Origin of the sequence: Flagellimonas oceani (assembly GCF_011068285.1) — a bacterium.
Classification (GTDB): domain Bacteria; phylum Bacteroidota; class Bacteroidia; order Flavobacteriales; family Flavobacteriaceae; genus Flagellimonas; species Flagellimonas oceani.
Window position 1 is genome coordinate 1558285 of record NZ_CP049616.1, and the last position, 24038, is coordinate 1582322.

Genomic DNA, 24038 nt, shown 5'->3' on the forward strand with positions numbered 1-24038 from the left:
ATTGTTGATTACTTTCTACCGTACACCCTTTTATTTTTGCTCCTAAATTTTATATTGCAATGATTAACCCTTAACTCATGGCAGATACCCAATATACTGAGGATAATATCCGTTCGCTGGACTGGAAGGAGCATATTCGTATGCGTCCGGGGATGTACATTGGAAAATTGGGCGACGGTTCCTCCGCAGATGACGGCATTTACATTCTTTTAAAAGAGGTACTCGACAACTCCATCGACGAATTTGTGATGGGTGCCGGAAAAACCATCGAAATCAGCATTAAGGACAATACCGTTCACGTTCGTGATTATGGTCGTGGCATTCCGCTGGGTAAAGTGGTGGATGTGGTTTCCAAAATGAACACCGGTGGAAAGTACGATACCCGGGCCTTTAAAAAATCCGTGGGATTGAACGGGGTAGGTACCAAAGCCGTGAATGCACTGTCCACGTATTTTAGGGTAGAATCCAACAGAGACGGGCAATCCAAGTCTGCCGAGTTTGAGACCGGAAATTTGGTCAACGAAGAACTTTTGGAGGAATCTTCCCGAAGAAAGGGGACCAAGGTAAGTTTCACTCCGGATGAATCCATCTTTAAAAAATACAAATACAGGAACGAGTATGTAGAGCGGATGCTCAAATACTACGTTTACCTGAATCCGGGTCTGACCATCGTTTTCAATGGCGAAAAATTCCATTCCGATAATGGCCTAAAGGATTTGTTGGAGGACAACAACAACGAAGAAGACTTTCTGTATCCGGTAATCCATCTCAAAGGTGACGATATTGAAGTTGCCATGACCCATAGCAAAACCCAGTACAGCGAGGAATACCATTCTTTCGTGAATGGACAGCATACCACACAGGGAGGAACACACCAATCTGCATTTCGGGAGGCCGTAGTAAAAACCATCCGTGATTTCTATGGAAAAAATTATGATGCCTCCGATGTTCGAAAGTCCATTATATCGGCGGTTTCCATTAAAGTGATGGAACCTGTTTTCGAGAGCCAGACCAAGACCAAGTTGGGTTCCACTGATATGGGAGGGGATTTGCCTACGGTCCGTACCTATATCAATGATTTTATAGGGACGCAACTGGACAATTACCTACATAAGAACCAAGCGACTGCCGATGCACTACAAAAGAAAATAGTACAGGCGGAGAAAGAGCGCAAGGAGCTTTCTGGAATCCGAAAACTGGCGAGGGACCGTGCCAAAAAGGCGAGCCTTCACAATAAAAAATTGCGGGATTGCCGCGTTCACCTTCAGGATATGAAAAAGGACAGACGGCTGGAATCCACATTGTTCATTACAGAGGGTGATTCCGCTTCTGGTTCCATAACAAAGTCCAGGGACGTAAACACGCAGGCCGTATTTAGTTTACGCGGAAAACCGTTGAACTCTTACGGCATGTCCAAAAAAATCGTTTACGAGAACGAAGAATTCAATCTCCTGCAAGCAGCACTCAATATCGAAGATTCCATGGAGGACCTGCGCTACAACAATATTGTGATCGCAACCGATGCCGATGTGGATGGAATGCACATCCGCTTGTTGTTGATTACCTTCTTTTTGCAGTTTTTTCCAGAATTGATAAAAGAAAACCACTTATATATTCTTCAAACACCATTGTTCCGGGTGCGCAATAAAAAAGAGACCATTTATTGCTACAGCGAAGAGGAACGGAAACAGGCCATTGAAAAACTTACTGGAAAAGCAGAGATTACCCGATTTAAGGGATTGGGTGAAATTTCTCCGGATGAGTTCAAAAATTTTATTGGTGATGATATCCGTTTGGAACCCGTAATGCTGGACAAAGCCATGAGCATTGACGCACTTTTGAAGTTTTACATGGGCAAAAATACACCAGACCGACAGGAATTCATTATAAACAACCTTAAAGTGGAGCTTGACCTTGTCGAAGAAAACCAACTACAACCCAAATAATGCCGCCTTTCTAAATGGAAGAGAACGAAGAACTGAACGATGAAAGTTTAGAGAACCAAGACGAATCCCAAGATAGCCTGGTAAAGGTTACCGGGATGTACAAGGATTGGTTTTTGGATTATGCTTCTTATGTAATCTTGGAGCGTGCCGTGCCCGCTATCGAGGATGGATTCAAGCCAGTGCAGCGAAGAATCATGCATTCGCTAAAAGAACTGGACGATGGTCGCTACAACAAAGTCGCCAACGTGGTGGGCCATACCATGCAGTACCATCCGCACGGTGATGCCAGTATTGCCGATGCCATGGTCCAGATTGGGCAAAAGGACCTCCTTATCGATACCCAAGGAAACTGGGGGAATATTTTAACAGGTGATGGAGCCGCGGCTCCACGTTATATTGAAGCACGATTGTCCAGGTTCGCCTTGGAAGTGGTGTACAGTCCAAAAATTACCGAATGGCAACTTTCCTATGATGGGAGGAAAAAGGAACCTGTGAATTTGCCGGTAAAGTTTCCACTGTTGCTTGCACAAGGTGCAGAAGGGATTGCGGTCGGACTTTCCACAAAAATACTACCGCACAACTTTAACGAACTTATCGACGCCTCGATAAAGCATCTAAAAGGCAAGCGATTTACCTTGGTTCCCGATTTTCCGACCGCAGGAATCATTGATGTCACCAATTATAACGATGGTATGCGCGGCGGAAAAATCCGTGTGCGGGCCAAAATATCGACCTTGGACAAGAACACCTTGGTGATCAACGAAATACCCTACGGCACCAATACTTCCTCTTTAATTGACTCCATCTTAAAGGCTAACGACAAGGGGAAAATCAAAATAAAAAAGATTGAGGACAACACGGCCGCCGAGGTAGAGATTTTGGTGCACCTGCCCAATGGCATTTCTCCGGACAAGACCATTGATGCACTTTATGCCTTCACGGCTTGCGAATCGTCCATTTCGCCACTGGGCTGTGTGATCGAGGATAACAAACCTCTCTTTATCGGGGTGAAGGAAATGCTGGAAAGATCCACGGACAATACCGTGGAGTTGCTTAAAGCAGAACTTCAAATCCAGCTGGACGAATTGGAGGAGCAATGGCATTTTTCATCCTTGGAACGCATCTTTATCGAGAACAGGATTTATCGAGAAATCGAAGAAGAGGAAACCTGGGAGGGTGTTATCGAGGCCATCGATAAGGGATTAAAACCACATATCACCCATCTTAAAAGAGCGGTGACCAAGGACGATATTGTTCGATTGACCGAAATCCGGATCAAACGTATATCCAAGTTTGATCTGGACAAAGCGCAGCAACTTATTGAAAGTTTGGAGGATAGAATCGCCCAGACCAAGCATCACTTGGAGCATTTGGTCGACTTTGCCATCGACTATTTCAAGGAACTCAAAAAGAAATACGGTGCCGGACGTGAACGCCAATCCGAAATAAGGATTTTTGATGAAATCGAAGCCACCAAAGTGGTTATCAGGAATACAAAATTATACGTAAACCGTGAAGAAGGTTTCATTGGAACATCCTTAAAACGAGATGAATACGTCACGGATTGTAGCGATATCGACGACATTATCGTTTTTACCCAAAAAGGGGAGATGATGGTGACCAAGGTGGATTCCAAAGTCTTTGTCGGTAAAAACATCATCCACGTAGCGGTCTTTAAAAAGAAGGACAAACGCACCATCTACAACATGATCTACAAGAGCATGAAAGGCGGGCCCAGCTACGTAAAACGATTCAATGTCACTAGTATGACGCGTGACAAGATCTACGACTTGGCCGGGGACAAATCGACTTCCGAAGTACTGTACTTTTCCGCCAACCCGAATGGCGAGGCCGAAGTCGTCACCATTATGTTGCGACAATCCGGCAGTATTAAAAAGTTGAAATGGGACCTCGATTTCTCGGATGTGCTCATAAAAGGAAGGACCTCCAAAGGAAATTTGGTTACAAAATACCCTGTAAAGCGCATCGAACTTAAAGAAAAAGGGGTGTCCACATTAAAACCACGAAAAATTTGGTTCGATGATGTAGTGAGCCGACTCAATGTTGATGGAAGAGGGGAGCTGCTCGGGGAATTTAGGGGCGACGACCTGCTTTTGGTCATCGACCAGAAGGGCGTCGTAAAAACCATTCCGCCAGATTTGCTCACTCGTTTTAACGACGATATGATTGTGCTCGAAAAATGGAACCCCCAAAAACCGATTTCCGTAGTACATTATGTTGGCGATAAGGATCGCTTTTACCTAAAGCGATTTTTGGTAGAAAATCCCAATAAGGAAGAAGTGGTGATCGACGAAGACCCCAAGTCCCATTTGGAACTGGTTTCGACGGATTGGAGGCCCATGTTGGAAATTGAATTCATCAAGCCAAGGGGCAAGGATGCCAAACCGAATCTTGAAGTAAATGTTGAAGAATTTATATCGGTCAAAGGAATCAAGGCATTGGGCAACCAATTGACCCCGGACAAGGTGAAGAACATCAATGTTTTGGATTCGCTACCCTACGAAGAACCGGAAGAACAGGATGCCGAGGACATTGAGGTGGTGGACGAAGAGCAAATAAACAATGATGATAATGATATAGGAACAAAGAATGATAGTTCTGATCAAACTACTTTGTTTTAATGCTTTTTATGGCTAATTTGCCCAATTGAGTTACACACCAAACAGATTGCTTAATACATCTATATGGATTTTACAAACCCGCTGGTATATGGCGTACCGGTTTTTATTGCCTTCATTCTACTTGAACTTACGTATAGCAAAACACATGATCATGAACACCATGATCTGTACCATTGGAAAGATTTAGCTGCGAGCGGTTTTATGGGGATTGGATCTGCTATCCTGGGTCCTTTGTTCAAGGTGGCCTTTGCCATTCTTCTTTTTGAGGGTACGTACGAGCTGTTCAATCCACTAGTGGATGGGGTGAGGACAAATATTATGGGCTACGAATCCTTTGGATATGCATGGTACGTTTGGATTCTTTGTCAATTGGGTGATGATTTCACCTATTATTGGTTCCATAGGGCCAACCACGAAGTCCGCATTTTGTGGGCCGCCCACATCGTGCACCACTCATCCGATAATTTTAATTTGGGAACCGCAATCCGTAATGGGTGGTTTACCATTTTGTACAAGCCTTTCTTTTACATGTGGTTGCCCGCTATCGGATTTCCACCGGAAATGGTAGTGGTTTGCTTGGGAATCGAAGCTTTATGGCAATTTCAACTCCATACGGTGTATGTGCCAAAACTTGGCTTTTTGGAGAAAATATTCAATACGCACACCATGCACCAAGTACATCACGCCCAAAATGTGGAGTATTTGGATAAAAACCATGGAGGTTTCTTGAATATTTTTGATAAGATGTTCGGTACCTGGAAGGAACTGGACGATGATATTGATGTAAAATACGGCGTGATCCACGCTCCGGAATCCTATAATCCGATAGTGATTCTCACCCATGAATTCAAAGATATCTGGAAGGACGTAAAGAAATCGAAAAAGCTCTCACATAAACTCATGTACATTTTTGGCCCTCCGGGGTGGAGCCACGATGGCAGTACACTTACCGTGAAACAGCAACAACGATTGTTCAAAAAACAAAAGGAGGCTGCTCCAGAGTTGGCTTATCAGCGCCCTAACTAATCTGTTTATTTTATGGTTTAAGGCCTATCAATCGATTTTGTGGGCAGTTCCCTTAAATTTTCGATTGTCCCCGACCACATTGTACTCAAAAGTGTATGAGGATTCCGTGGTCGTCAATATTTTGATATGAATCGGCTTTTCCTCTGCCTTGTTCTTAGGATTTAAATTTTTAAGAACGTATTCGCAGTCATTTATCCAGCGAATGGAAGAGGAGTCCACTTTGCCCTCGTATTCGTCAACTTCCAAATCCAATGTACGGCTAAAGGTTGTTTTTTTCTCTTCACCATTAACTGTAGCGGTAAAAGTAAAATTGCCGGTTTTAAAATCGTTACAATTTCGCTCGGGCGGCTGACCGCAAGCCAAAAAAATCAATAAAATAAAGGCTGAAAATAGATGCTTTGTCATGTTTACAAAGTAACGGAAACTAGAGGAAAGGGTCAATCCTTTTTTGTGTTGAAAGCAGTAAAAGTACCGTCCGTGTAAAACATGATTATTTTATAGGGTTCTTCTGATGATTTTTGGACCAGTGATACCTCTTCTGCTTTTTTTGACTCGTTTTTCTCCACCTCCTTAACATCCGTATTCGTTCTATATGTAATTGATTCTTCGGTCGCCTCTGCTTTTGCCGGGAAGTTGCCATCACCCTTTAACAACCAATCCAAGCTAACTTCGGGATAGGTATCCACTAATTTCATTACAAAGTCAAGGCTTGGTTTATTTCTTCCATTAAGCAAATGGGACATACTTGAACGCTGCACACCTATTTCATCCGCAAAGGCTGAAACCGACAGTTCCAAGTGCTCAATCACCATTTTAATCCGCGACACTATTTCTTTATTCACAATTGTAAATTATTTAATTTAAAGATACTGATTAATGGAGTATTTCGTTCAAAAAAGCACTTTAAAAATAGGTTTTATATTAACTAAATACTTTATGTAAATAAATTTAAATACTTGATTATAAAATATTTGATATTTCAATCGATGAAACTGTTTACATAATGCAATTTAGATACAATTTCAGTCTATCCAATAGTTACAATTGTATCAAATCAGATACAATTATTGATTTACATTTGTAAATTCAACTATGGTTACTTTTGTAAACTTTATTTTTGCAACCTATGCTCAACTTTTCATTGTTCAAAGAAAATTCCATCCAAGGACGGTACATTAACATTGATTCCATTCAACCATGTTTTGATAAACTTTCCGTTCCCGTACACTGCATTGGCAAGTCGGTAGAGCGTATCGATATAAATGCTTTCCAAATAGGCAAGGGCGATCAAAAAGTGCTCATGTGGTCGCAAATGCACGGTAACGAGTCCACGACAACAAAAGCGGTTTGGGATTTGGTGAATTTTTTAAATTCGAGTGAGCTTTTGGCCATTGAGATATTGGAGGCGTGCACCATTTGCATTGTGCCCATGCTAAATCCGGATGGCGCCGAAAAATATACCCGGGTAAATAGCAATGATATTGATCTGAACCGTGACGCTAAAAATTTGACACAGCCCGAAAGTGTCGCCTTCCGAAAACTGTTTGAATCCTTCAAACCCGATTTCTGTTTTAATCTACACGATCAGCGTACTTTGTTCAGCGCTGGAAAAACAAACAAACCTGCTACCGTATCATTTTTATCGCCGGCCAGTAATAAGGAGCGGCACATAACCCCCAACCGCGAAGTGGCGATGAAGTTGATCGTTGCCATGAACGCCATGCTCCAGGAACACATCCCCGGACAAGTGGGACGCTACGACGATGGTTTTAACGATAATTGCATTGGGGACACCCTTCAAATGCTTGGGGTGCCCACCATTTTATTCGAAGCGGGCCATTATCCGAACGATTATGGGAGGGAAAAGACACGTAAGCTCATTTTTTTGTCCATTGTAGAGGCCCTGAAAACGATTTCAGGTAACCGAATCAATGATTTTAAGACAGGGGATTATTTTTCTATTCCGAACAACGATAAATTATTCTTTGATGTCTTGGTGAAGCATCCGGAAGTGGTAAATATCGAATTTGAAAAGGGACACTCCGTTGGAATTCGCTTTAAAGAGGTATTGGTCGATAAAAAAATCGTTTTTCAACCGGAAATCGCCGAAATAGGGCCATTGGAAGGATTTTATGGGCATAAAACCATAGAATGTGTTGATTCCAAGGATTTTGGGTTTACATCTTCACAGAAAGAAATTCTTGATTTGCTGCTGAAAATCAATAAATAAGAGGCGTTTATCGGATGTTCTTGCATATTATTTAAAAAAGAACCATTTTTATTACGTAAATTTCCTTTTTTAACTACTTTTGCTGCAAAATTCAACGTAATGAACAAAGTTAAGCTAGACGAGATAGATCACCAGATTTTGGATATGTTAATCGATAACACCCGTACACCATTTACGGACATCGCTAAGAAGTTGTTGATTTCCGCAGGTACGGTTCATGTCCGGGTCAAAAAAATGGAAGAATCCGGAATCATAAAAGGTTCTTCACTTACCCTGGATTACGTAAAATTAGGGTACTCGTTCATCGCCTACGTAGGTATTTTCTTGGAAAAAACACATCAAACCAAATTTGTTTTGGAAAGATTGAGCCAAATACCATACGTTACCGTGGCACACATTACAACAGGAAAGTTCAATATCTTCTGTAAGATCCGTGCACGAGACACAACACACGCCAAAAACATCATTTTTAAGATAGATGATATTGAAGGCATCAGCAGAACGGAAACCATGATTTCCTTGGAAGAGAGCATCAACGATAAGAGGCGTTTGATGCACACTATCTTCAACGAGCTGTAACCCGCTCCATTTATGGTCCTTTCGGAACTTCCATCTTCTGAATACAATCCATTTTACCACACCTATATCATGGCGCTGGGAAACGTGGATCTGCTTGAAGAACTAAAGAACGGAAAAACAGAGCTATTGTCCGTTTTAGAAGAAATGCCAGAAGACAGATTACATTATGCTTACGCCGAGGGCAAATGGTCCTTGGCGGAGGCATTGGTGCACATGTTGGACACAGAACGTATTTTTCAGTACAGGGCGCTGTGCATTGCACGGAACGATAAGACACCATTGCCCGGTTTTGATCAGGACGACTATGTCCCGTTTTCCAATGCGGTAAACCGTTCCAAAATGGATTTGATCGCGGAGTATAAAGCGGTAAGGGAAGCTACAATTTGCCTCTTCGATTCATTTGATGATGGAGCATTGGAACGAATAGGTATAGCCAGCGGCTCCAAAATGAGTGTTCGTGCACTTGGATTTATCATAAGTGGTCACCAGGCACACCATGTAAGGGTGATACGGGAGCGTTATCTGGGTTGATCAATATTGATCATCGTCTTCCATATCCTCGGAAGGCGAATCAAGCCCTTCAAAGGACTCCTCCCCAAATTCCGAAACCACTAGCTCCTTGTCGAGTTCTTTCTCTATGGTTTCCTCAAAATTGGCAATGAAATTGGAAAGGCTTTTGCTGATCTTGACCAGATAGATGGTATCTTCTGTCCTAACTTCCACAGCCTCGATGACTTCGCCATTTGGTTTTTTAATGGTGATGATATCGTCATCTCCATAACCATCTGGATAATAATCGATTAATTTTGCGGCCACTTCATGGCTCAGTTTTTTGTAGTCAATAAGAATCCGTTTCATAATGGTCAGTTATTAAATGTATTCCCAAGCTAACAATTTTATGTTCGGATGAATCCTTAGAGTTGCAAATGCAAAAAAATAGTATATAAAAGCCTTATTCCCTGTAGTAAGCAAAAGCTTTATGGAACAGTTCTTCTGGAATTTTAATGTCGGTCACCGCATTTCCAATCTCCTGAAGCAAAACAAAATTTACATTGCCATGCGAGTTCTTTTTGTCGTATTTGAGCAATTGGAGAATGGATTCGATATCGTCCGGGGCAAAGTCCACGGGATCAAAATGCCTTAAAAACCCTTTTTTGATTTCGTCCAAGGATAGTTTGGAAAGTCCACGCAGCTCGTGCGATAAATAACCCTCCAGAATCATGCCGGCAGCAATGGCCTCTCCGTGCAACAACGTTTTTTTGTTTGGATTGTCCAAACAGTACGATTCGATGGCATGCCCCAGGGTATGCCCAAAGTTGAGGATTTTGCGCAGACCTTGTTCCGTGGGATCCTCCAAAACTACCTTGTTCTTGATGGCAATGGACTTTTGAATGCAAGAAGCATCGGTAAAATCGCCTTTCTGGTTAAGGTCGTTCCAATACTCCCGGTCCTGTATAAGTCCGTGCTTCAACATCTCGGCATAGCCGCTTTTTGTCTGTCGGGGATCTAATGTTGCCAAAAACTCAGGGAAGACCAACACCATTTGTGGCTGATTGATCACCCCGATCTGATTCTTCAAAGAGCCAAGGTCAACACCCGTTTTGCCCCCGATGGAAGCATCTACCATGGAAAGTAGGGTAGTGGGAATGTTGATGAAATCAATCCCCCTTTTAAATGTGGAGGCCACAAATCCGCCCATATCCGTCAGTACTCCACCGCCCAGGTTTATCAGTAGACTCTTCCGGTCGCCATCCAAATTGGAGAGGTCTTGCCAAAGTTGTAAACAGGTATGGATATGCTTGTTTTCTTCCCCCGATTTTATTTCCAAAAGGGAATCGATGGGCGCATCCATCATTTTTTTAAAAATTGGAAGACAGTGTGCTTTGGTATTTTCATCTACCAAAAGAAAAATTCTGGAATAATCGCTTTTAGAAATATGCTGATTAAGCGCTGCTTGCGCCAACTCGTTAATATGTACCTCGTAGGATTTTGATTTTACCGACTCCATAATTTTAATTACACCACTAAATAAAGACTATTTTTATACTTAAGCTCCTTGTTGGCCAACTTATATCAATATCTTAATGGGTTGATTCTTTTTTTGCTGATTCTGTTATAATCGGAACAAACATTTTTAGATTAAAAGTGCCGCTACCGCGAAAACTGCCCTAAGCTATCGGGACCGCAAAATTAAATGGTTTTTGCACTATATCACAATCACAAGATGCGTTGTTGACCCTGATTCGAAAAACTACATGTTTTAAGTCAATTTTTATGTTTTACAGCGTCAAAATATAGCATTCCCATCATTATATTTGGCCCTGTGAAATGCAGGTTTTTGAATTTTTGTTCCATTCAATAATAAGGCATTTTCATCTGAATATACTACAATTCTGGTTTTCAATCGTTTGAGCGGCGATATTGCATGTAAAGCACTTACTGCAAATTGTTGCCATTCTGAATAAAGTTGAAAATCGGGTACATATAAACATCGACCTCGGGTCTTATAACGCCTTGTTTTGAATGCGACCGAATTTTGAGAATACTGAAATAGCTTTTGAGCTAAAGTCCGACTCCCAGTTGGAGCGAGCTTATTTTCTTTTTAAAATGATTTCCATAGAACCATTGGTTCGTATTGGTACTGCCTTGACGAATATTGCCATAAAGGCCCATTTGCCTGTTGAGGGATTGATCAGGACGACCGTCTTCGACCATTTTTGTGGCGGGGTCAACGAAAAGGATTGTTTGCCCATTATAGACAATATGTACGGTAACGGAGTTTGTTCCGTACTCGATTATTCGGCAGAGGGGAAATCGGTGGACAATCAGTTTGACTTTGCCATGGAAAAGACCTTGGAAATCCTGGATTTTGTCAAGGAGAAAGATGCCTTGCCCTTCGCTGTTTTTAAGCCTACTGGTTTTGGTAGATTCAAATTGTTCGAAAAAGTCACTGCGGGCACAAAGTTGACAGAAAAAGAGCAGGCAGAATGGGGAAGAATCGTAAACAGGTTCGAAAAAGTCTGTCAAAAAGCGCACAATCTTGACGTATCGTTATTGATCGATGCCGAGGAAAGTTGGATGCAGGATGCGGCCGATGATCTGGTTTTGGACATGATGCGCAAATACAACAAAGAAAAAGCAGTTGTGTTCAATACATTTCAGATGTACCGTTGGGATCGTATGGGCTACATCATAAAATTGCACGAAGCCGCCAAGGAGGAAGGCTTTAAAATTGGTGCCAAAGTAGTTCGAGGAGCTTACATGGAAAAAGAAAATGACAGGGCCGACGACAAAGGCTACGAAAGTCCTATTTGCAAAAGTAAACGCTTGACCGACGAAAATTTTGATGCCGCCATTGATTATATGATGGAGCATTTGGAGTATTTTACCATTTTCGCTGGAACCCACAATGAGCAGAGCACCCTTAAATTGGTAGATTTAATGGAGAAAAGGGAGGTTCCCTCCAACGATGCCCGAATTTGGTTCGGTCAGCTGTTCGGGATGAGCGACCACATTACCTATAATTTGGCGGCACATGGCTATAACTCCGTTAAGTATATCCCCTACGGCCCTGTGCGTGACGTAATGCCCTATTTGATCAGAAGGGCAGAGGAAAACACCTCCGTAGCCGGGCAAACCTCAAGAGAGCTCGCACTGATCACCAAAGAACGGAAGCGCAGGAAGATGGAGGGGTAGCTGACTTAGTCAATTATTAGTTAAAAATGGATAGACCAACCTATGAATTGAGGCTGATTTATAAATCTGAATTAGCTTTTACAAATTATAAACACCTCTATTTGTGCACTGTCTTTTTTGCTTGGATATTTAGTCCATGCAAATTTTTCCAAAAGAAATCATTGATAATACGATTCAATCTTACGTTCCTAAAAATGGGGTTAAGAGCAGGGTGGTTTATGGAATAATATTAGTTAGTATCCTGCTGGCTATCTGCGCTATGCCTTTTTTAAAGGTGAAAATTTATAAAAATGCACAAGGGGTAGTCAAACCTTCCAAGGAGCGAATTGCAATAACAAGTCTTAACTCTGGAAAAGTATTGTTTGCTGACATTCGAAGCAACAAATATGTAAATAAAGGGGATGTATTGCTTATCATCGAGAACAATGTCCTCAATGAACAAATAGCATTTGCCAAGTACGATACAGAAAGATTATTGGAAGAAATAGAGGACTTGCAATATCTTTTGACCAAAGGGCAAATATCCAGCGATGGTATTCAATCTCCAAAATACCAAAAGGAATTTTTTCAGTTCATAGAAATTTCGTTTGAGCATAACACTCGAATAAAAAAGTTAAAAGTTGACTTTGATCGTAACCAAAAGTTATTGGACAAAGGAGTAATAGCAAAAGCTGAATTTGAAGATATCAAACTGGAATATGATTTGGCGCTTAGTGCTTTTAACCAATTCAAAAAACAGCAATTCAATAAATGGGAATCCAGTTTAACCGAGCTCAGGAATGAATTAGAGATCACCCAAAACAAAAGTTCCCAATACCAAGAAAACAAAAAAGAATACGTCGTAACGTCTCCTGTATCTGGGTCTCTTGTAAATCCAATTGGTATTGAAAGGGGAAGTATAGTCACTTCAGGAACTATGTTGGTCGAAATATCACCTGATACAGAACTTTTGGCCGAATGTTATGTGAGCCCAATGGATATAGGGCTTATCGATAAATCAAAACCGATTAATTTTCAAATAGATGCCTTTAACTACAACCAATGGGGTCTGGCAACTGGAAAAATTCTTCAAATATCCCAAGATATTGAATTGATCAATGAGCAACCCGTATTTAAGGTCAGATGCCAAATGAACGAGGAATACTTGGAACTTAAAAATGGGGCGCGGGGAACCATAAAAAAGGGTATGACCTTCAATGCCCGATTTGAACTAACCGAGCGTACTATATATCAATTATTGTATGACAAGGTAGATGATTGGATGAATCCAACTAAAAAACACAGTCAAATCACTTCAATCGAGTAAAATGGGAAAAGTAACCATCAAACAACACGATATTACAGATTGTGGGGCTGCTTGCCTGGCTTCTATTTCAGCAAACTACAATTTTCAAATACCTATTTCACGCATACGGCAATATGCAGGCACCGATAAAAAAGGCACAAACGTTCTGGGTCTTATAAAAGCTGCTGAAAAGTTGGGTTTTGAGGCCAAAGGGGTACGTGGTGATTTTGAAAGTCTATTTAAAATACCCAAACCAACCATTGCTCATGTAATTGTTCGTGAACGATTGCATCATTATGTGGTGATTTACGAAGTGACCAAAACATACATAAAGGTCATGGATCCTGGCACGGGGAAACTGGAAAAGCGAAGCCATGAGGATTTTAAAAAGGAGTGGACCGGGGTTTTGGTACTTTTGCTGCCCAATGAGAGTTTTGAAAAGGGTAACGAAAAAGTATCTGTGTTCAAACGGTTCTGGTTTTTGCTGAAACCTCATAGAGCGGTACTTGTACAAGCCTTTATTGGTGCTTTGGTGTACACTTTATTGGGTTTCTCCACATCTATCTATATTCAAAAGATAACGGACCACGTCTTGGTAGATGGAAATGTCCAACTATTGAATTTGTTGAGCGTCGTGATGATTGTCCTATTAGTAGTCCAACTCGCTATTGGTTATTATAAGGACACCTTCCTTTTAAAGACAGGTCAGCAGATTGATGCTCGGTTGATTTTAGGCTATTACAAACACTTATTAAAGTTGCCCCAACAATTTTTTGACACCATGAGGGTAGGGGAGATCATATCCCGAATCAATGATGCGGTCAAGATTAGAAACTTTATCAATGGAGTCTCCCTTAATCTGACGGTGAACATTCTTATCGTGATTTTCTCGTTTGCTTTGATGTTCACGTATTATTGGAAGCTGGCTCTGATCATGTTGATCATAATTCCGGTTTACACTTTAATTTATTGGATTGTAAACAAACTCAACAAGAAAGTAGAACGTAGGGTCATGGAAAATGCTGCCGATCTGGAAAGTCAATTGGTGGAGTCCTTGAATTCGGTAGGTACCATTAAACGATTTGGATTGGAAGATTTTGCCAATATCAAAACCGAGACTCGCTTTATTACACTTTTAAGAACAGGATACACTTCCGCATTGAACACCATTTTTTCCCAAACATCATCAAAGGCAATTTCACAGATATTCATCATAGTGCTACTCTGGGCAGGTTCTGGATTTGTCATCGAAAGACAAATCAGCCCTGGAGAACTATTATCATTTTACGCAATTATTGGCTATTTCACGGGGCCATTGGGTAGTTTGATAGGAGCAAATAAAGAAATTCAAAATGCCCTTATAGCAGCTGACCGGCTTTTTGAAATTATGGATTTGGAGCGAGAGGAGAAAGATAAAAATTTAGTGTTCAGTAGGGATAAGGTTGATGACATTACCTTCTCGGAGGTATGTTTTCAGTATGGAACAAGGGTCGAAGTCTTTAAAAATTTAAACCTGACCATTCAGAAAGGCAGCATAACTGCCTTTGTGGGGGAAAGTGGCTCAGGAAAATCGACCCTTGTATCCCTCATACAGAACATCTATCCCATTAATAAAGGCAAAATCCGAATCGGGGACATAGATATTAACCATATAGAAAACCATAGTCTCCGTAATTTGATAAGCGTAGTGCCTCAGAAAATTGACCTGTTTGCTGGGAATGTTATTGAGAATATTGCGGTAGGGGAACTCCAACCTGATTTTGAAAAGATTCACAAAATATGCAAGGACATTGGTATTTTGGATTTTATTGAGAGCCTACCCAACGACTTCAGTACCTATTTAGGTGAAAATGGCGCATCCTTGTCAGGTGGTCAAAAGCAGCGGATAGCCATTGCAAGGGCATTGTATAAAGATCCAGAAATTTTGGTATTGGACGAAGCCACTTCCTCTTTAGATAGTAACTCGGAGAATTATGTGCAAAAAACCATTGATAATTTACGTTCTGAAGGCAAAACCGTAATCATCATAGCCCATAGGTTGAGTACTGTTATCAATGCGGATAAAATAGTGGTGTTGGACAAAGGAAAAGTTTTGGAAGAGGGCTCGCATTATCAATTATATGATCAAAAGGGAGCTTATTTTAAGTTGTGGCAACAACAAGTGCCTTCATTCCTATCGATACTTAAACCGGTTAACTGATAAATCTTACGTTTATGGCAAAGCTTACACAACAAATAGCAGTTTTAGAACGGATTGACCAATTGATACGATTAAAAGCTACAGGAAGACCCAAACAATTAGCTGAAAGGCTAGAGGTTTCGGAGGCAACCGTGTTTAGAATGATAGAGACGATGAAAGAACTTAATGCCCCCATCTGTTATGATCTGGCACGCCAAAGTTATGTTTATACGGAAACCACCAATTTTAAATGTGGTTTTTATGTGGAAGAATTGGATGAAACATCTGAGCGGAACCTTTCGGGTGGGTATGGCTTTGGCAATATGAAACGATTAATGAAATTTTAACATTTTTCATCGAATCACTCTCAAAATTTGAGAGTGACATGTCTCATATTTGAAATGTAATACAAAGCAGCGCGCAAAAGAAATTTCTGGCTTGGGTTGCAAAACAAATTGTTTAACTAAAAATTTAAATTAAGATGAATTTAGAGAACTATGGAGTTCAAGAAATGAACTCAAAAGAAATAGCTGATTGCCAGGGAGGTATCCTCCCACTTTTATTAATTCTTGCAACCGATGCAGTTTTGCTTGGTTTTATGGGTGGGTATATCTATGAATCTTCTGTATCCGACCATTAGATAAATATTAATTTAAAAATTATTACCATGAAACATTTAACTTTAAAAGAGCAAATGAGTATAAATGGAGGGTACAGCACCCCTTTGAGTAGATTGACCATATTATTTTTGAAATCTTGGAATGCAGGTAGGGAATTCTATCATAGGAATTGTGACCATGAATAAAAAAGGGAGGAAGCTTAGCTTCCTCCCTTTTATAAATCTAAATAGAAAATTATATGTCTAAAACCACCAAAACAAATAGGATTATTTATATTGTATTAGCCTTAACTTTTTTAGCAGCTTTTGTTGTAGGTTATTATGTTAGCAAAAATTATGGATAGTACAAAAAAACAAAATATCATCCATCAAGAATTTGAAGATCACATTCTTTTGAATGATTATTCCAAAAAGTTAAAATGGATACGTGCTAAAGCAGATAGAGTTTATAATAAAAAAATAAGTGTTCAAAATAATTACTTGAAAAAGCAGGTTGTTCTTTTTCAAAAACGGATATTTATTTTTAAAGAAAGAACTAAGTTTCAACTTAAGAGGTTTTATAATTTATACGCTCGCTAATAATCAATTGAAACAGGATAATATTCAAGGTGGAAAAACCAAAGGCTGGGCACGGGTACTCCTAATCATAATTCCTAATTTTATTATAGTCGGTCTTTTCCAGTTTGCTGGGGCCTATGTATCAGGTAAAGAAATTTCACCTGAATACGTACAAGAAACAACCGAACAGCATCTCATCACTTCATTCTTCGGTTTACTGGGCACCTTATTGGTAATTTATCTATTTGTCGAGTTGGTTGATGACGAACGCTTTGCTGACGTTGGCCTGCATCTTAAAAATCATAAAAAAGGCATCTTATTAGGGCTAATTGCGGGTTTATTCATTATAGTTGCTGGATATTTAGTTCTCGAAGCTTTAAATCAAATAGAATTTGCAGAGACCATATTCTTGGGTAGTGAGTTTTTAATGACCGGCTTCTTATTTCTCATAGTTTCTATATCCGAGGAGATATTTTTTCGCGGATATGTTCTGCGAAACTTTATGGAGTCCATGAACAAGTATGTGGCATTGCTTGTATCTGCATTATTGTTTGCACTTATGCATGCGGCCAATCCAAATCTATCCCTGATTGGAAACATCAACCTTTTCCTTGCAGGAGTTGTATTGGGCTTGCCCTACATCTATACTAAAAACCTCATGTTTCCCATTGCTTTCCATTTTAGCTGGAATTTCTTTCAATCCCTATTCGGGTTTAATGTAAGTGGTCTTGACTCCTATTCTCTAATCGAGTTTAAAACCACACAGGACACCTGGGTCAACGGAGGGGATTTCGGTTTTGAAGGCTCTGTTTTAGCAATTTTGTTTCAAATAACTTTAATAGTCGCACTCTACGTAGTATTCAACAACAAGAAAAAAGAAAAGTTGAGCATTGGGATGTAAAGGTTGGCTATGAGGATTTCTTCCACTGATCATCCAAAATTCTTTTGAAAAAGACCCCTGGTGTCAACCCTGTTTTATCTTTAAAGCATTTGGTAAAAACGCTAATAGAGTTAAAACCAAACATTTCGGCAATCTGGATCATGGACTTTGTTTTAACGATTTCCGGGTTTTCCTTCAAATGGTTTATTGCATAGGTAATTCTAATATCCTTCAGATAACTCGCGAAATTTTTGCTTTTATGTACATTGATTACCTTGGATAGATAAGAACTATTGGTGTTCAGTTCCTTGGCTAAGGATTGTTGTGTCAAGGAATTTTCTAGAAAACCTCTCTTTTGCTCCCAAATTTGTAGTTTTTGCAACACTTTGGCAACTGTTTCTTCATCCAATTGGTCCTTAGTTTCCTTTAAAGTATCGGGTTTTTCAAGTGTTAGACTGTCGCCCATTAGGCGAGCTAGCCGATTTTTCGTCCTTTTGTATTTTATAAAATAGGCCGTCAACCCTAGCAGCGTACATCCGCACATTACATATAACCATGTCAGCCATTTGGATTTTGACGAGATTATCTTTCCCAGCAATTCTCTTTCTTCCTCCTGCATAGGAAGGTCAAACTTTTTTAGGGTTATCTCACGTAGGTTTTTTTGAGTGGTCAAGAGTAAACTGTCATAATAAACAACCCTATTTAAATAGTGATCGGCCAAAGCGGTATTTCCATCGTTTACTGCTTCCTTTAAAAGAAATTGGTAAATCTCGCTACAATTATCACGTAATGGATAGTTTTTTAGGCTTAAAAGACTGTCAATGGTCAAAAAGTAATCTCTTTTTCTGTCTTGATTTCCCAATTCGCCTTCAATCATTCCCAAATAAAATAGGTCGTCAGCAGATTGAAGGTTATTACTTTTTTTATTATACCTCTCCAGAGTATCCTTTGCCCTCCTAAAATTGTTCAAATAAAAATCCAGTTTTGCACTTTGTGTTATAAATTGAGTGAGAAAATTTTTATCATTATATTTTTTAGATAAATCCAACCCCTTTCTGATATACTTGTTTGCAGAATCTAACTCCATTGCAAATAGAAAACTCCTAGACATTTGTTCTACCCAAAACAATTCAAGATTCTCAAATTGTTCAATATTGGTTTTATTTAGGTCAAGATAATCCCTTGTTTTTCTTTGAAGTAGAATAGCTTCATCTTCTTGACCAAATACAGCTTTGATATCCGCTATGAATATTAAAACAATTATGGATAAATCATGATTATTGGACTGTCTTGCTAGATTATAACACTTTATGTATTCATCAGCTGCCAAATAATTTTTATCGTTATCATAAAAAAGAGCTCCCTTGGTATAATGGGCATGAGCCATGAATTCATCCAAGTCCAATTCCTTAATTACACGAATACTTTCTGCGATTACCATTGAGGAATCAACATATTTTATTCCTGCCGTCAAATTCAAATTATAAGCTTTCAAGCGATAGGCCTGCGCCAACTCAAGTGTGTCTTTATTGTTCCTTGCTTTTTCAGCATAGATATTAAATACCTTTTCCAAATAGAGAGAATCGGCATCGGAAACCATAATATCATAGAGTTCATTGTAGGTAAGGTTGGATAAATCTTCTGAATAGATGTCCTTATTTTGAGCCCAGCAGAAAACCACACTGCTAAGAAGAAGACATAGAGTTAATTTAAATTCTTTGACCAAAACAAATTTCATACTAGATTAAAGTTAAAAAGTAAGAAATATATGCTTTGAAAATAAAAATTCACTTATTAATTGATGCATGGCTTATCTGAATTGACCAATGAACGATAAACATATCATCCATCAATTTTTAATATATTTTCAATGGTAACTTCTTCTTCACAATTTTTAGCCTTTAATTCCAATTCATTGCCATTGTATTCATGCGAAATAAAATAGGTTTTACACGGTTCTGATTTGGTGTCACTCTTTCCAAAATCGACATTACCATCTTTCAAAAAAGATTGAATCAAAAGTGTATCTTGATATTGTTCTGGTAAAGATTCCGAGAAAACCAAAGGTTTGGAACGCATATCCTTAAGCACCCTGCAATTGGGCAAATAGCAAAAATCCAACCCCTCTTCACCTGATTTTTTCTTCAAAATAAAAACCAAAAAAATCAACCCAATGGACAGTCCAACCAAGTACCATCCCAACCGTTTTAAAAATGCCATTTACATTAAAAAATAAGAAAGTTAATATCGTTGTAGCTCAGGCCGAACCAGTCGCCCACGGACTTGTTCGTTAAAATACCGTGGTACATGTAAAGTCCGTTGCGCAGGCCTTTATCAAATCTTAGCGAATGTTCCAGACCACCTTCCTCGCCAATTTTTAATAAATAAGGTGTAAAAATATTGCTGATGGAAATGGAGGAGGTCCTTGGATACCGCGAAGGAATATTGGGCACCCCATAATGAATGACCCCGCATTTCTCAAAGGTGGGTTTTCTGTGCGTGGTTACCTCGGAAGTTTCAAAACAACCTCCCATATCAATGCTAACATCGATGATCACGGCCCCTTTTTTCATGTTCTCCACCATGGATTTGGAAACCACTACGGGCGAACGGTCCTTACCGCGTGTTGCACCGATGGCCACATCGCAACGCTTTAGGGATTTCAGTAAATTTTTGGGCTGTACGGTAGAGGTGTATACCGTCTGCTTCAAATTGGCCTGCAGCTTTCTCAACTTACTGATGGAATTATCAAAAACCTTAATATTGGCCCCCAACCCAATAGCTGACCTCGCAGCAAACTCTCCCACGGTTCCGGCACCAATGATAACGACTTCCACGGGTGGGACACCGCTTATATTCCCGAACATCAATCCATTGCCCGTATTGGGGTTTGACATCAGTTCTGAAGCTATCAAAATGGAGGAGGTCCCAGCTATTTCACTTAGCGAGCGGACGGCCGGGTAGTTTCCATCATCATCCCGTATGTATTCAAAAGCTATGGCCGTTAACCTGCTTTTGGCCATCTTTTCAAAATATTGCTTGTTTTGGGTCTTGATCTGAAGCGCAGAAATAACAATGGTCTGCGGATTCAGCATCTCAATCTCGGAAAGGGTAGGGGGCTCCACTTTTAGAATTATGGGACAGGAAAACACCTTTTTAGTGTCCCGCGTAATTTCCGCACCGGCATTGGTATAATCGATATCGGAAAAATTGGCCCCTTCGCCAGCCCCGGATTCCAACAATACCCGGTGCCCGTTCGCAGTTATGGCGTTAACGGCATCCGGCGTAAGGCAAACCCGCTTTTCTTGGTACTGGTTTTCCTTGGGTATCCCGATAAAAAGTTCGCCCTTTTGTTTGATGACCTCCAAGGTTTCTTCTTGGGGAAGCAATTGTTGTTTACTAAATGGGGAGGAAGCATGGCTCATAAGAAGTAAATCTATTCAAGATGCCGATTTGACATTTGAGCAAATTTACATTTTTTTTGAAGCAGTTTTTTGACGCTGTTCCAATTTCTCGCGCTCCTTGCGCAATTCTTCTTTCTCTTTTAATATTTGAAGTTCGGTGTCCATAGCTTCCAAGTCGATGCCATGTACGTGCTTGTCCACCAACTTTACCCGAATAAAGTATACCACGGGCACTATCACCATGGTAACGGCAATCACATAAAGGATTTCATTTTCATCGATTCGCTCGCTGTTCGTATAATTCAATACCGTATATAGCTGGAAGCTGTACATGGCAATTGGAATCAATATGGCATGGTACCACCAATTTTTGGAGGTAACAAACCAAATAACCAATAGAAGCAACGGTATTAACTTGTTCAAGTAATAGTAGAACGCTAAACTTACATCATTATCAAATCCATTGTCCGTGAATTCAATACCTAAAAAGGTCCATGATTTAGCACCGACAGGTAAATACTTGTAGCCATAGAAAAGTATAGGGGAAACGGCTATAAACAATGCTATAACCCCCTCAATAATAAATTTTTTCTTGATTCTGGTCGTATCCTTCATTGTTGTAGATAACTTAAAAAATGAAGGATTATTGTAAAAAAAATAATCCCTTCTCGAAAAAAGGGATTATTGGTACACTTTGGAAAAAGATTACTAAAGTTTCTTTAGCTGATCTTTTCTGATGCTAGTAGTCTGGTCTTTGTCAATAGATACAGCGCTTGTTGAAACAGCGGTCATTGCCAAAAATGCAACAGCTAGCAATCCAAAAAAAACTTTTTTAGTGTTCATCGTAAAAGAGTTTTTGGTTAATAAATGAATTAATTCACATTGCAAATGTAGGAAAATATTTCAACCCACCATACGTTTTATCGATAAAAATGGTTTTTAAACCTAAAAAATAAACGTTTTATCGAAAAAGTGTTGCTCTGTGCAATAATTTGTTTGAAGATATGGCAATCCCATTTTAGGAAATATTTAACTCGATTGAACGCGTGCTTTCCTCGATAAAGTGCAGGAATACCCCCACAGCGTCCTCTGGAATCAACGAAGGTATTTTTTCCGGCCACTCAATAAACAACCATGCGTTGGAATTTAAATAATCTTCAAAACCCATATCCAAAGCTTCCATTTCATCATTGAGCCTATAAAAATCAAAATGATAGGCCAAGGGTGCATCATTTTCGTCGGAATATTCATTTACCAAACCAAAAGTGGGGCTGCTGGCTACATCCACCGCTCCAAGTTCTTTCACCAAAGCTTTGACCAAAGTGGTCTTTCCCACACCCATATCACCATATAGACACAAAACTTTATTCGGTGCTTTTTCCAATAATTCTTTGGCCACTTGGTGGATTTCGTTCAATTGAAAGGTTCTCTTCACTCCAATACTATTTTGGGTCCAAAACTACAAAAGGAACAATCATCTCTTCCAAAGAAACACCGCCATGTTGATAGGTATTCCGATAGTAACTCACATAATGATTGTAATTGTTGGGATATGCAAAAAACAAATCGTTCTTCGCAAAAATGAAACTGCTGCTCAAATTAATGTTGGGCAAATGGATTTCCTGAGGGTTTTTGGTGGCCAGTACGTCTTTTTCCTGATAGGTGAGGCTTCGGCCGGTTTTGTAGCGCAAGTTTAAACTGGTCTCGCGGTCCCCGATGACCTTGGAAGGCTGGTTTACATTGATGGTCCCGTGATCGGTGGTCAAAATCAATTTCATTCCAAGGTCTTGTGCCTGCTGAATGATTTCCAGCAACGGTGAGTTTTTGAACCAACTCAAGGTAAGTGACCGGTAGGCCTTATCATTGGAGGCGAGTTCTTTGACCACTTCCATTTCGGTTTTGGAATGGGAGAGCATGTCCACAAAGTTGTAGACCACCACGGTCAGGTCATTGTTTTTTTGCGTTTTGAAGTTTTGAGCGAGTTGTTTCCCTTGTTTAAGATTGCTTATTTTATGGTATTCCCATTTAAGGTTCAGTCCCAATCTTTTCAGTTGTTCCCCCAAAAACTCTGATTCATGCAGGTTTTTGCCGCCTTCGTCCGTATCGTTTTTCCACCAATCTGGATACCGTTTTTCCATTTCGGAGGGCATCAATCCTGAAAAAAGAGCATTACGGGCATATTGGGTTGCCGTTGGCAGAATACTAAAATAGGCGCATTCTTGTTTCTTTTTGTAATGGACGGACAATGTTTTCTCAAAAGCCAACCATTGGTCATACCGTAAATTATCAATAACTACCAAGAGGGTCTTGCTATCATCCAGTTCGGGTTGAATTTTATTTTTAAATAAGGTATGCGACATTATTGGGGCATCCCCATCTTGGAACCAGCCCTTATAGTTTTTGTCCACGAACTTCCCGAACTGTGCATTGGCCTCCACTTTTTGGGATTCCAATATCTCGAACATGCCAGAATCCTCTATTTGTTCGAGTTCCAGTTCCCAATAAATCAGTTTTTTGTAAAGTTCCACCCATTCCTCCTGTGTGTTGATCATAGAAAGGTCCATGGCTATCTTACGGAATTCCTGTTGGTAATTGGCCGTGGTCTTTTCTGAAACCAAACGGGAATTGTCCAAACTCTTTTTCAAAGACAAAAGAATTTGATTGGGATTTACGGGCTTTATCAAGTAATCGGCTATCTTGGAACCAATGGCCTCGTCCATAATATATTCCTCCTCACTTTTGGTGATCATTACCACGGGAATGGAACCGTCGTATTTTTTAATTTCGGTCAAGGTTTCCAAACCGGACAGCCCGGGCATGTTCTCGTCCAAAAAAACAATATCAAAAAAAGTGCTCGTCACCTCCTCAATGGCATCTTGTCCGCTTTGGCTGGTCACAACTTTGTAGCCTTTGCTCTCTAAAAATAATATGTGGGGTTTTAATAGGTCTATTTCATCATCGACCCAAAGAATTGTTATCTTGTTCATATAGTGT

23 protein-coding genes are annotated in these 24038 nt (G+C 40.0%); 13 read left to right on the forward strand and 10 right to left on the reverse strand.

All coding sequences use genetic code 11. The features are described 5' to 3' along the window. The first annotated feature begins 77 nt into the window (after positions 1 to 77). The 3 genes from GVT53_RS07220 to GVT53_RS07230 all read left to right on the forward strand — a co-directional run bounded on the left by GVT53_RS07220 (position 78) and on the right by GVT53_RS07230 (position 5614). Entirely contained in the window at positions 78 to 1946 is a 1869-nt protein-coding gene (locus tag GVT53_RS07220; protein ID WP_166248011.1) for a DNA topoisomerase IV subunit B, read from the forward strand. Between the two features lie 14 nt (positions 1947 to 1960). Further along, positions 1961 to 4588 (forward strand): DNA gyrase/topoisomerase IV subunit A, encoded by a 2628-nt coding sequence (locus GVT53_RS07225; protein ID WP_166248012.1) that lies wholly within the window; start codon positions 1961 to 1963, stop codon positions 4586 to 4588. 63 nt (positions 4589 to 4651) lie between these two features. Next, complete coding sequence (locus GVT53_RS07230) at positions 4652 to 5614, forward strand: sterol desaturase family protein (protein ID WP_166248013.1); 963 nt, start codon at positions 4652 to 4654, stop codon at positions 5612 to 5614. A gap of 27 nt (positions 5615 to 5641) precedes the next feature. Here GVT53_RS07230 and GVT53_RS07235 read toward each other — a convergent pair whose 3' ends face one another. Together GVT53_RS07235 and GVT53_RS07240 are read right to left on the reverse strand one after the other, a co-directional pair. Further along, positions 5642 to 6019 carry a DNA topoisomerase IV gene (locus tag GVT53_RS07235; RefSeq protein WP_166248014.1) on the reverse strand — a complete coding sequence of 126 codons (378 nt, stop codon included), beginning with the start codon at positions 6017 to 6019 and terminating at the stop codon, positions 5642 to 5644. A 32-nt stretch (positions 6020 to 6051) separates the two neighbouring features. After that, positions 6052 to 6456, reverse strand: a complete 405-nt coding sequence (locus GVT53_RS07240) for a helix-turn-helix transcriptional regulator (protein WP_166248015.1) — start codon at positions 6454 to 6456, stop codon at positions 6052 to 6054. A gap of 284 nt (positions 6457 to 6740) precedes the next feature. Here GVT53_RS07240 and GVT53_RS07245 point away from each other — a divergent pair, with 284 nt between their 5' ends. The 3 genes from GVT53_RS07245 (at position 6741) to GVT53_RS07255 (ending at position 8954) form a co-directional block, all read left to right on the forward strand. Next, positions 6741 to 7844: a M14 family metallopeptidase gene (locus tag GVT53_RS07245; protein ID WP_166248016.1), complete on the forward strand. Its 1104-nt coding sequence runs from the start codon at positions 6741 to 6743 to the stop codon at positions 7842 to 7844. Positions 7845 to 7943: 99 nt separating this feature from the next. Beyond that, positions 7944 to 8423: an Lrp/AsnC family transcriptional regulator gene (locus GVT53_RS07250; RefSeq protein WP_108246105.1), complete on the forward strand. Its 480-nt coding sequence runs from the start codon at positions 7944 to 7946 to the stop codon at positions 8421 to 8423. 12 nt (positions 8424 to 8435) lie between these two features. Further along, complete coding sequence (locus GVT53_RS07255) at positions 8436 to 8954, forward strand: DinB family protein (RefSeq protein WP_166248017.1); 519 nt, start codon at positions 8436 to 8438, stop codon at positions 8952 to 8954. Here GVT53_RS07255 and GVT53_RS07260 read toward each other — a convergent pair whose 3' ends face one another. Beyond that, positions 8955 to 9281, reverse strand: coding sequence for a hypothetical protein (locus tag GVT53_RS07260; RefSeq protein WP_166248018.1), 327 nt, complete (start codon positions 9279 to 9281; stop codon positions 8955 to 8957). 94 nt (positions 9282 to 9375) lie between these two features. Further along, positions 9376 to 10431: a 3-dehydroquinate synthase gene (aroB, locus tag GVT53_RS07265; RefSeq protein WP_166248019.1), complete on the reverse strand. Its 1056-nt coding sequence runs from the start codon at positions 10429 to 10431 to the stop codon at positions 9376 to 9378. Between the two features lie 515 nt (positions 10432 to 10946). Between aroB and GVT53_RS07270 the strand changes: the two genes are divergently transcribed. The 7 genes from GVT53_RS07270 (at position 10947) to GVT53_RS07300 (ending at position 17661) form a co-directional block, all read left to right on the forward strand. Next, the gene (locus GVT53_RS07270; RefSeq protein WP_166248020.1) at positions 10947 to 12119 is read left to right on the forward strand and encodes a proline dehydrogenase family protein; all 1173 of its coding nucleotides are present in this window, start codon (positions 10947 to 10949) and stop codon (positions 12117 to 12119) included. A gap of 274 nt (positions 12120 to 12393) precedes the next feature. Continuing rightward, a complete protein-coding gene (locus GVT53_RS07275; protein ID WP_240905174.1) occupies positions 12394 to 13425 on the forward strand; it encodes an HlyD family secretion protein in 1032 nt (343 codons plus the stop codon). A gap of 1 nt (position 13426) precedes the next feature. Continuing rightward, complete coding sequence (locus GVT53_RS07280) at positions 13427 to 15604, forward strand: peptidase domain-containing ABC transporter (protein WP_166248022.1); 2178 nt, start codon at positions 13427 to 13429, stop codon at positions 15602 to 15604. A 14-nt stretch (positions 15605 to 15618) separates the two neighbouring features. Next, a complete protein-coding gene (locus GVT53_RS07285) occupies positions 15619 to 15930 on the forward strand; it encodes an HTH domain-containing protein (RefSeq protein WP_166248023.1) in 312 nt (103 codons plus the stop codon). 134 nt (positions 15931 to 16064) lie between these two features. Beyond that, the gene (locus GVT53_RS07290) at positions 16065 to 16223 is read left to right on the forward strand and encodes a hypothetical protein (protein ID WP_166248024.1); all 159 of its coding nucleotides are present in this window, start codon (positions 16065 to 16067) and stop codon (positions 16221 to 16223) included. 315 nt (positions 16224 to 16538) lie between these two features. Further along, on the forward strand, positions 16539 to 16781 hold the full coding sequence (locus GVT53_RS07295; protein ID WP_166248025.1) for a hypothetical protein: 243 nt from the start codon (positions 16539 to 16541) through the stop codon (positions 16779 to 16781). A 7-nt stretch (positions 16782 to 16788) separates the two neighbouring features. Continuing rightward, the gene (locus GVT53_RS07300; protein WP_240905175.1) at positions 16789 to 17661 is read left to right on the forward strand and encodes a CPBP family intramembrane glutamic endopeptidase; all 873 of its coding nucleotides are present in this window, start codon (positions 16789 to 16791) and stop codon (positions 17659 to 17661) included. A gap of 7 nt (positions 17662 to 17668) precedes the next feature. Here the strand turns inward: GVT53_RS07300 and GVT53_RS07305 are convergent, their stop codons facing one another. The 6 genes from GVT53_RS07305 to porX all read right to left on the reverse strand — a co-directional run bounded on the left by GVT53_RS07305 (position 17669) and on the right by porX (position 24031). After that, entirely contained in the window at positions 17669 to 19378 is a 1710-nt protein-coding gene (locus GVT53_RS07305; RefSeq protein WP_166248026.1) for a helix-turn-helix domain-containing protein, read from the reverse strand. 104 nt (positions 19379 to 19482) lie between these two features. Continuing rightward, positions 19483 to 19860 carry a DUF4258 domain-containing protein gene (locus GVT53_RS07310; protein ID WP_166248027.1) on the reverse strand — a complete coding sequence of 126 codons (378 nt, stop codon included), beginning with the start codon at positions 19858 to 19860 and terminating at the stop codon, positions 19483 to 19485. A gap of 5 nt (positions 19861 to 19865) precedes the next feature. Then, positions 19866 to 21065, reverse strand: a complete 1200-nt coding sequence (locus GVT53_RS07315) for an alanine dehydrogenase (protein WP_166248028.1) — start codon at positions 21063 to 21065, stop codon at positions 19866 to 19868. A gap of 45 nt (positions 21066 to 21110) precedes the next feature. Then, positions 21111 to 21659: a hypothetical protein gene (locus tag GVT53_RS07320; RefSeq protein ID WP_166248029.1), complete on the reverse strand. Its 549-nt coding sequence runs from the start codon at positions 21657 to 21659 to the stop codon at positions 21111 to 21113. A gap of 403 nt (positions 21660 to 22062) precedes the next feature. Further along, positions 22063 to 22479: a tRNA (adenosine(37)-N6)-threonylcarbamoyltransferase complex ATPase subunit type 1 TsaE gene (gene tsaE, locus GVT53_RS07325; protein WP_166248030.1), complete on the reverse strand. Its 417-nt coding sequence runs from the start codon at positions 22477 to 22479 to the stop codon at positions 22063 to 22065. Positions 22480 to 22486: 7 nt separating this feature from the next. After that, positions 22487 to 24031: a T9SS response regulator signal transducer PorX gene (porX, locus tag GVT53_RS07330; protein ID WP_166248031.1), complete on the reverse strand. Its 1545-nt coding sequence runs from the start codon at positions 24029 to 24031 to the stop codon at positions 22487 to 22489. Between the last annotated feature and the right edge of the window lie 7 nt (positions 24032 to 24038).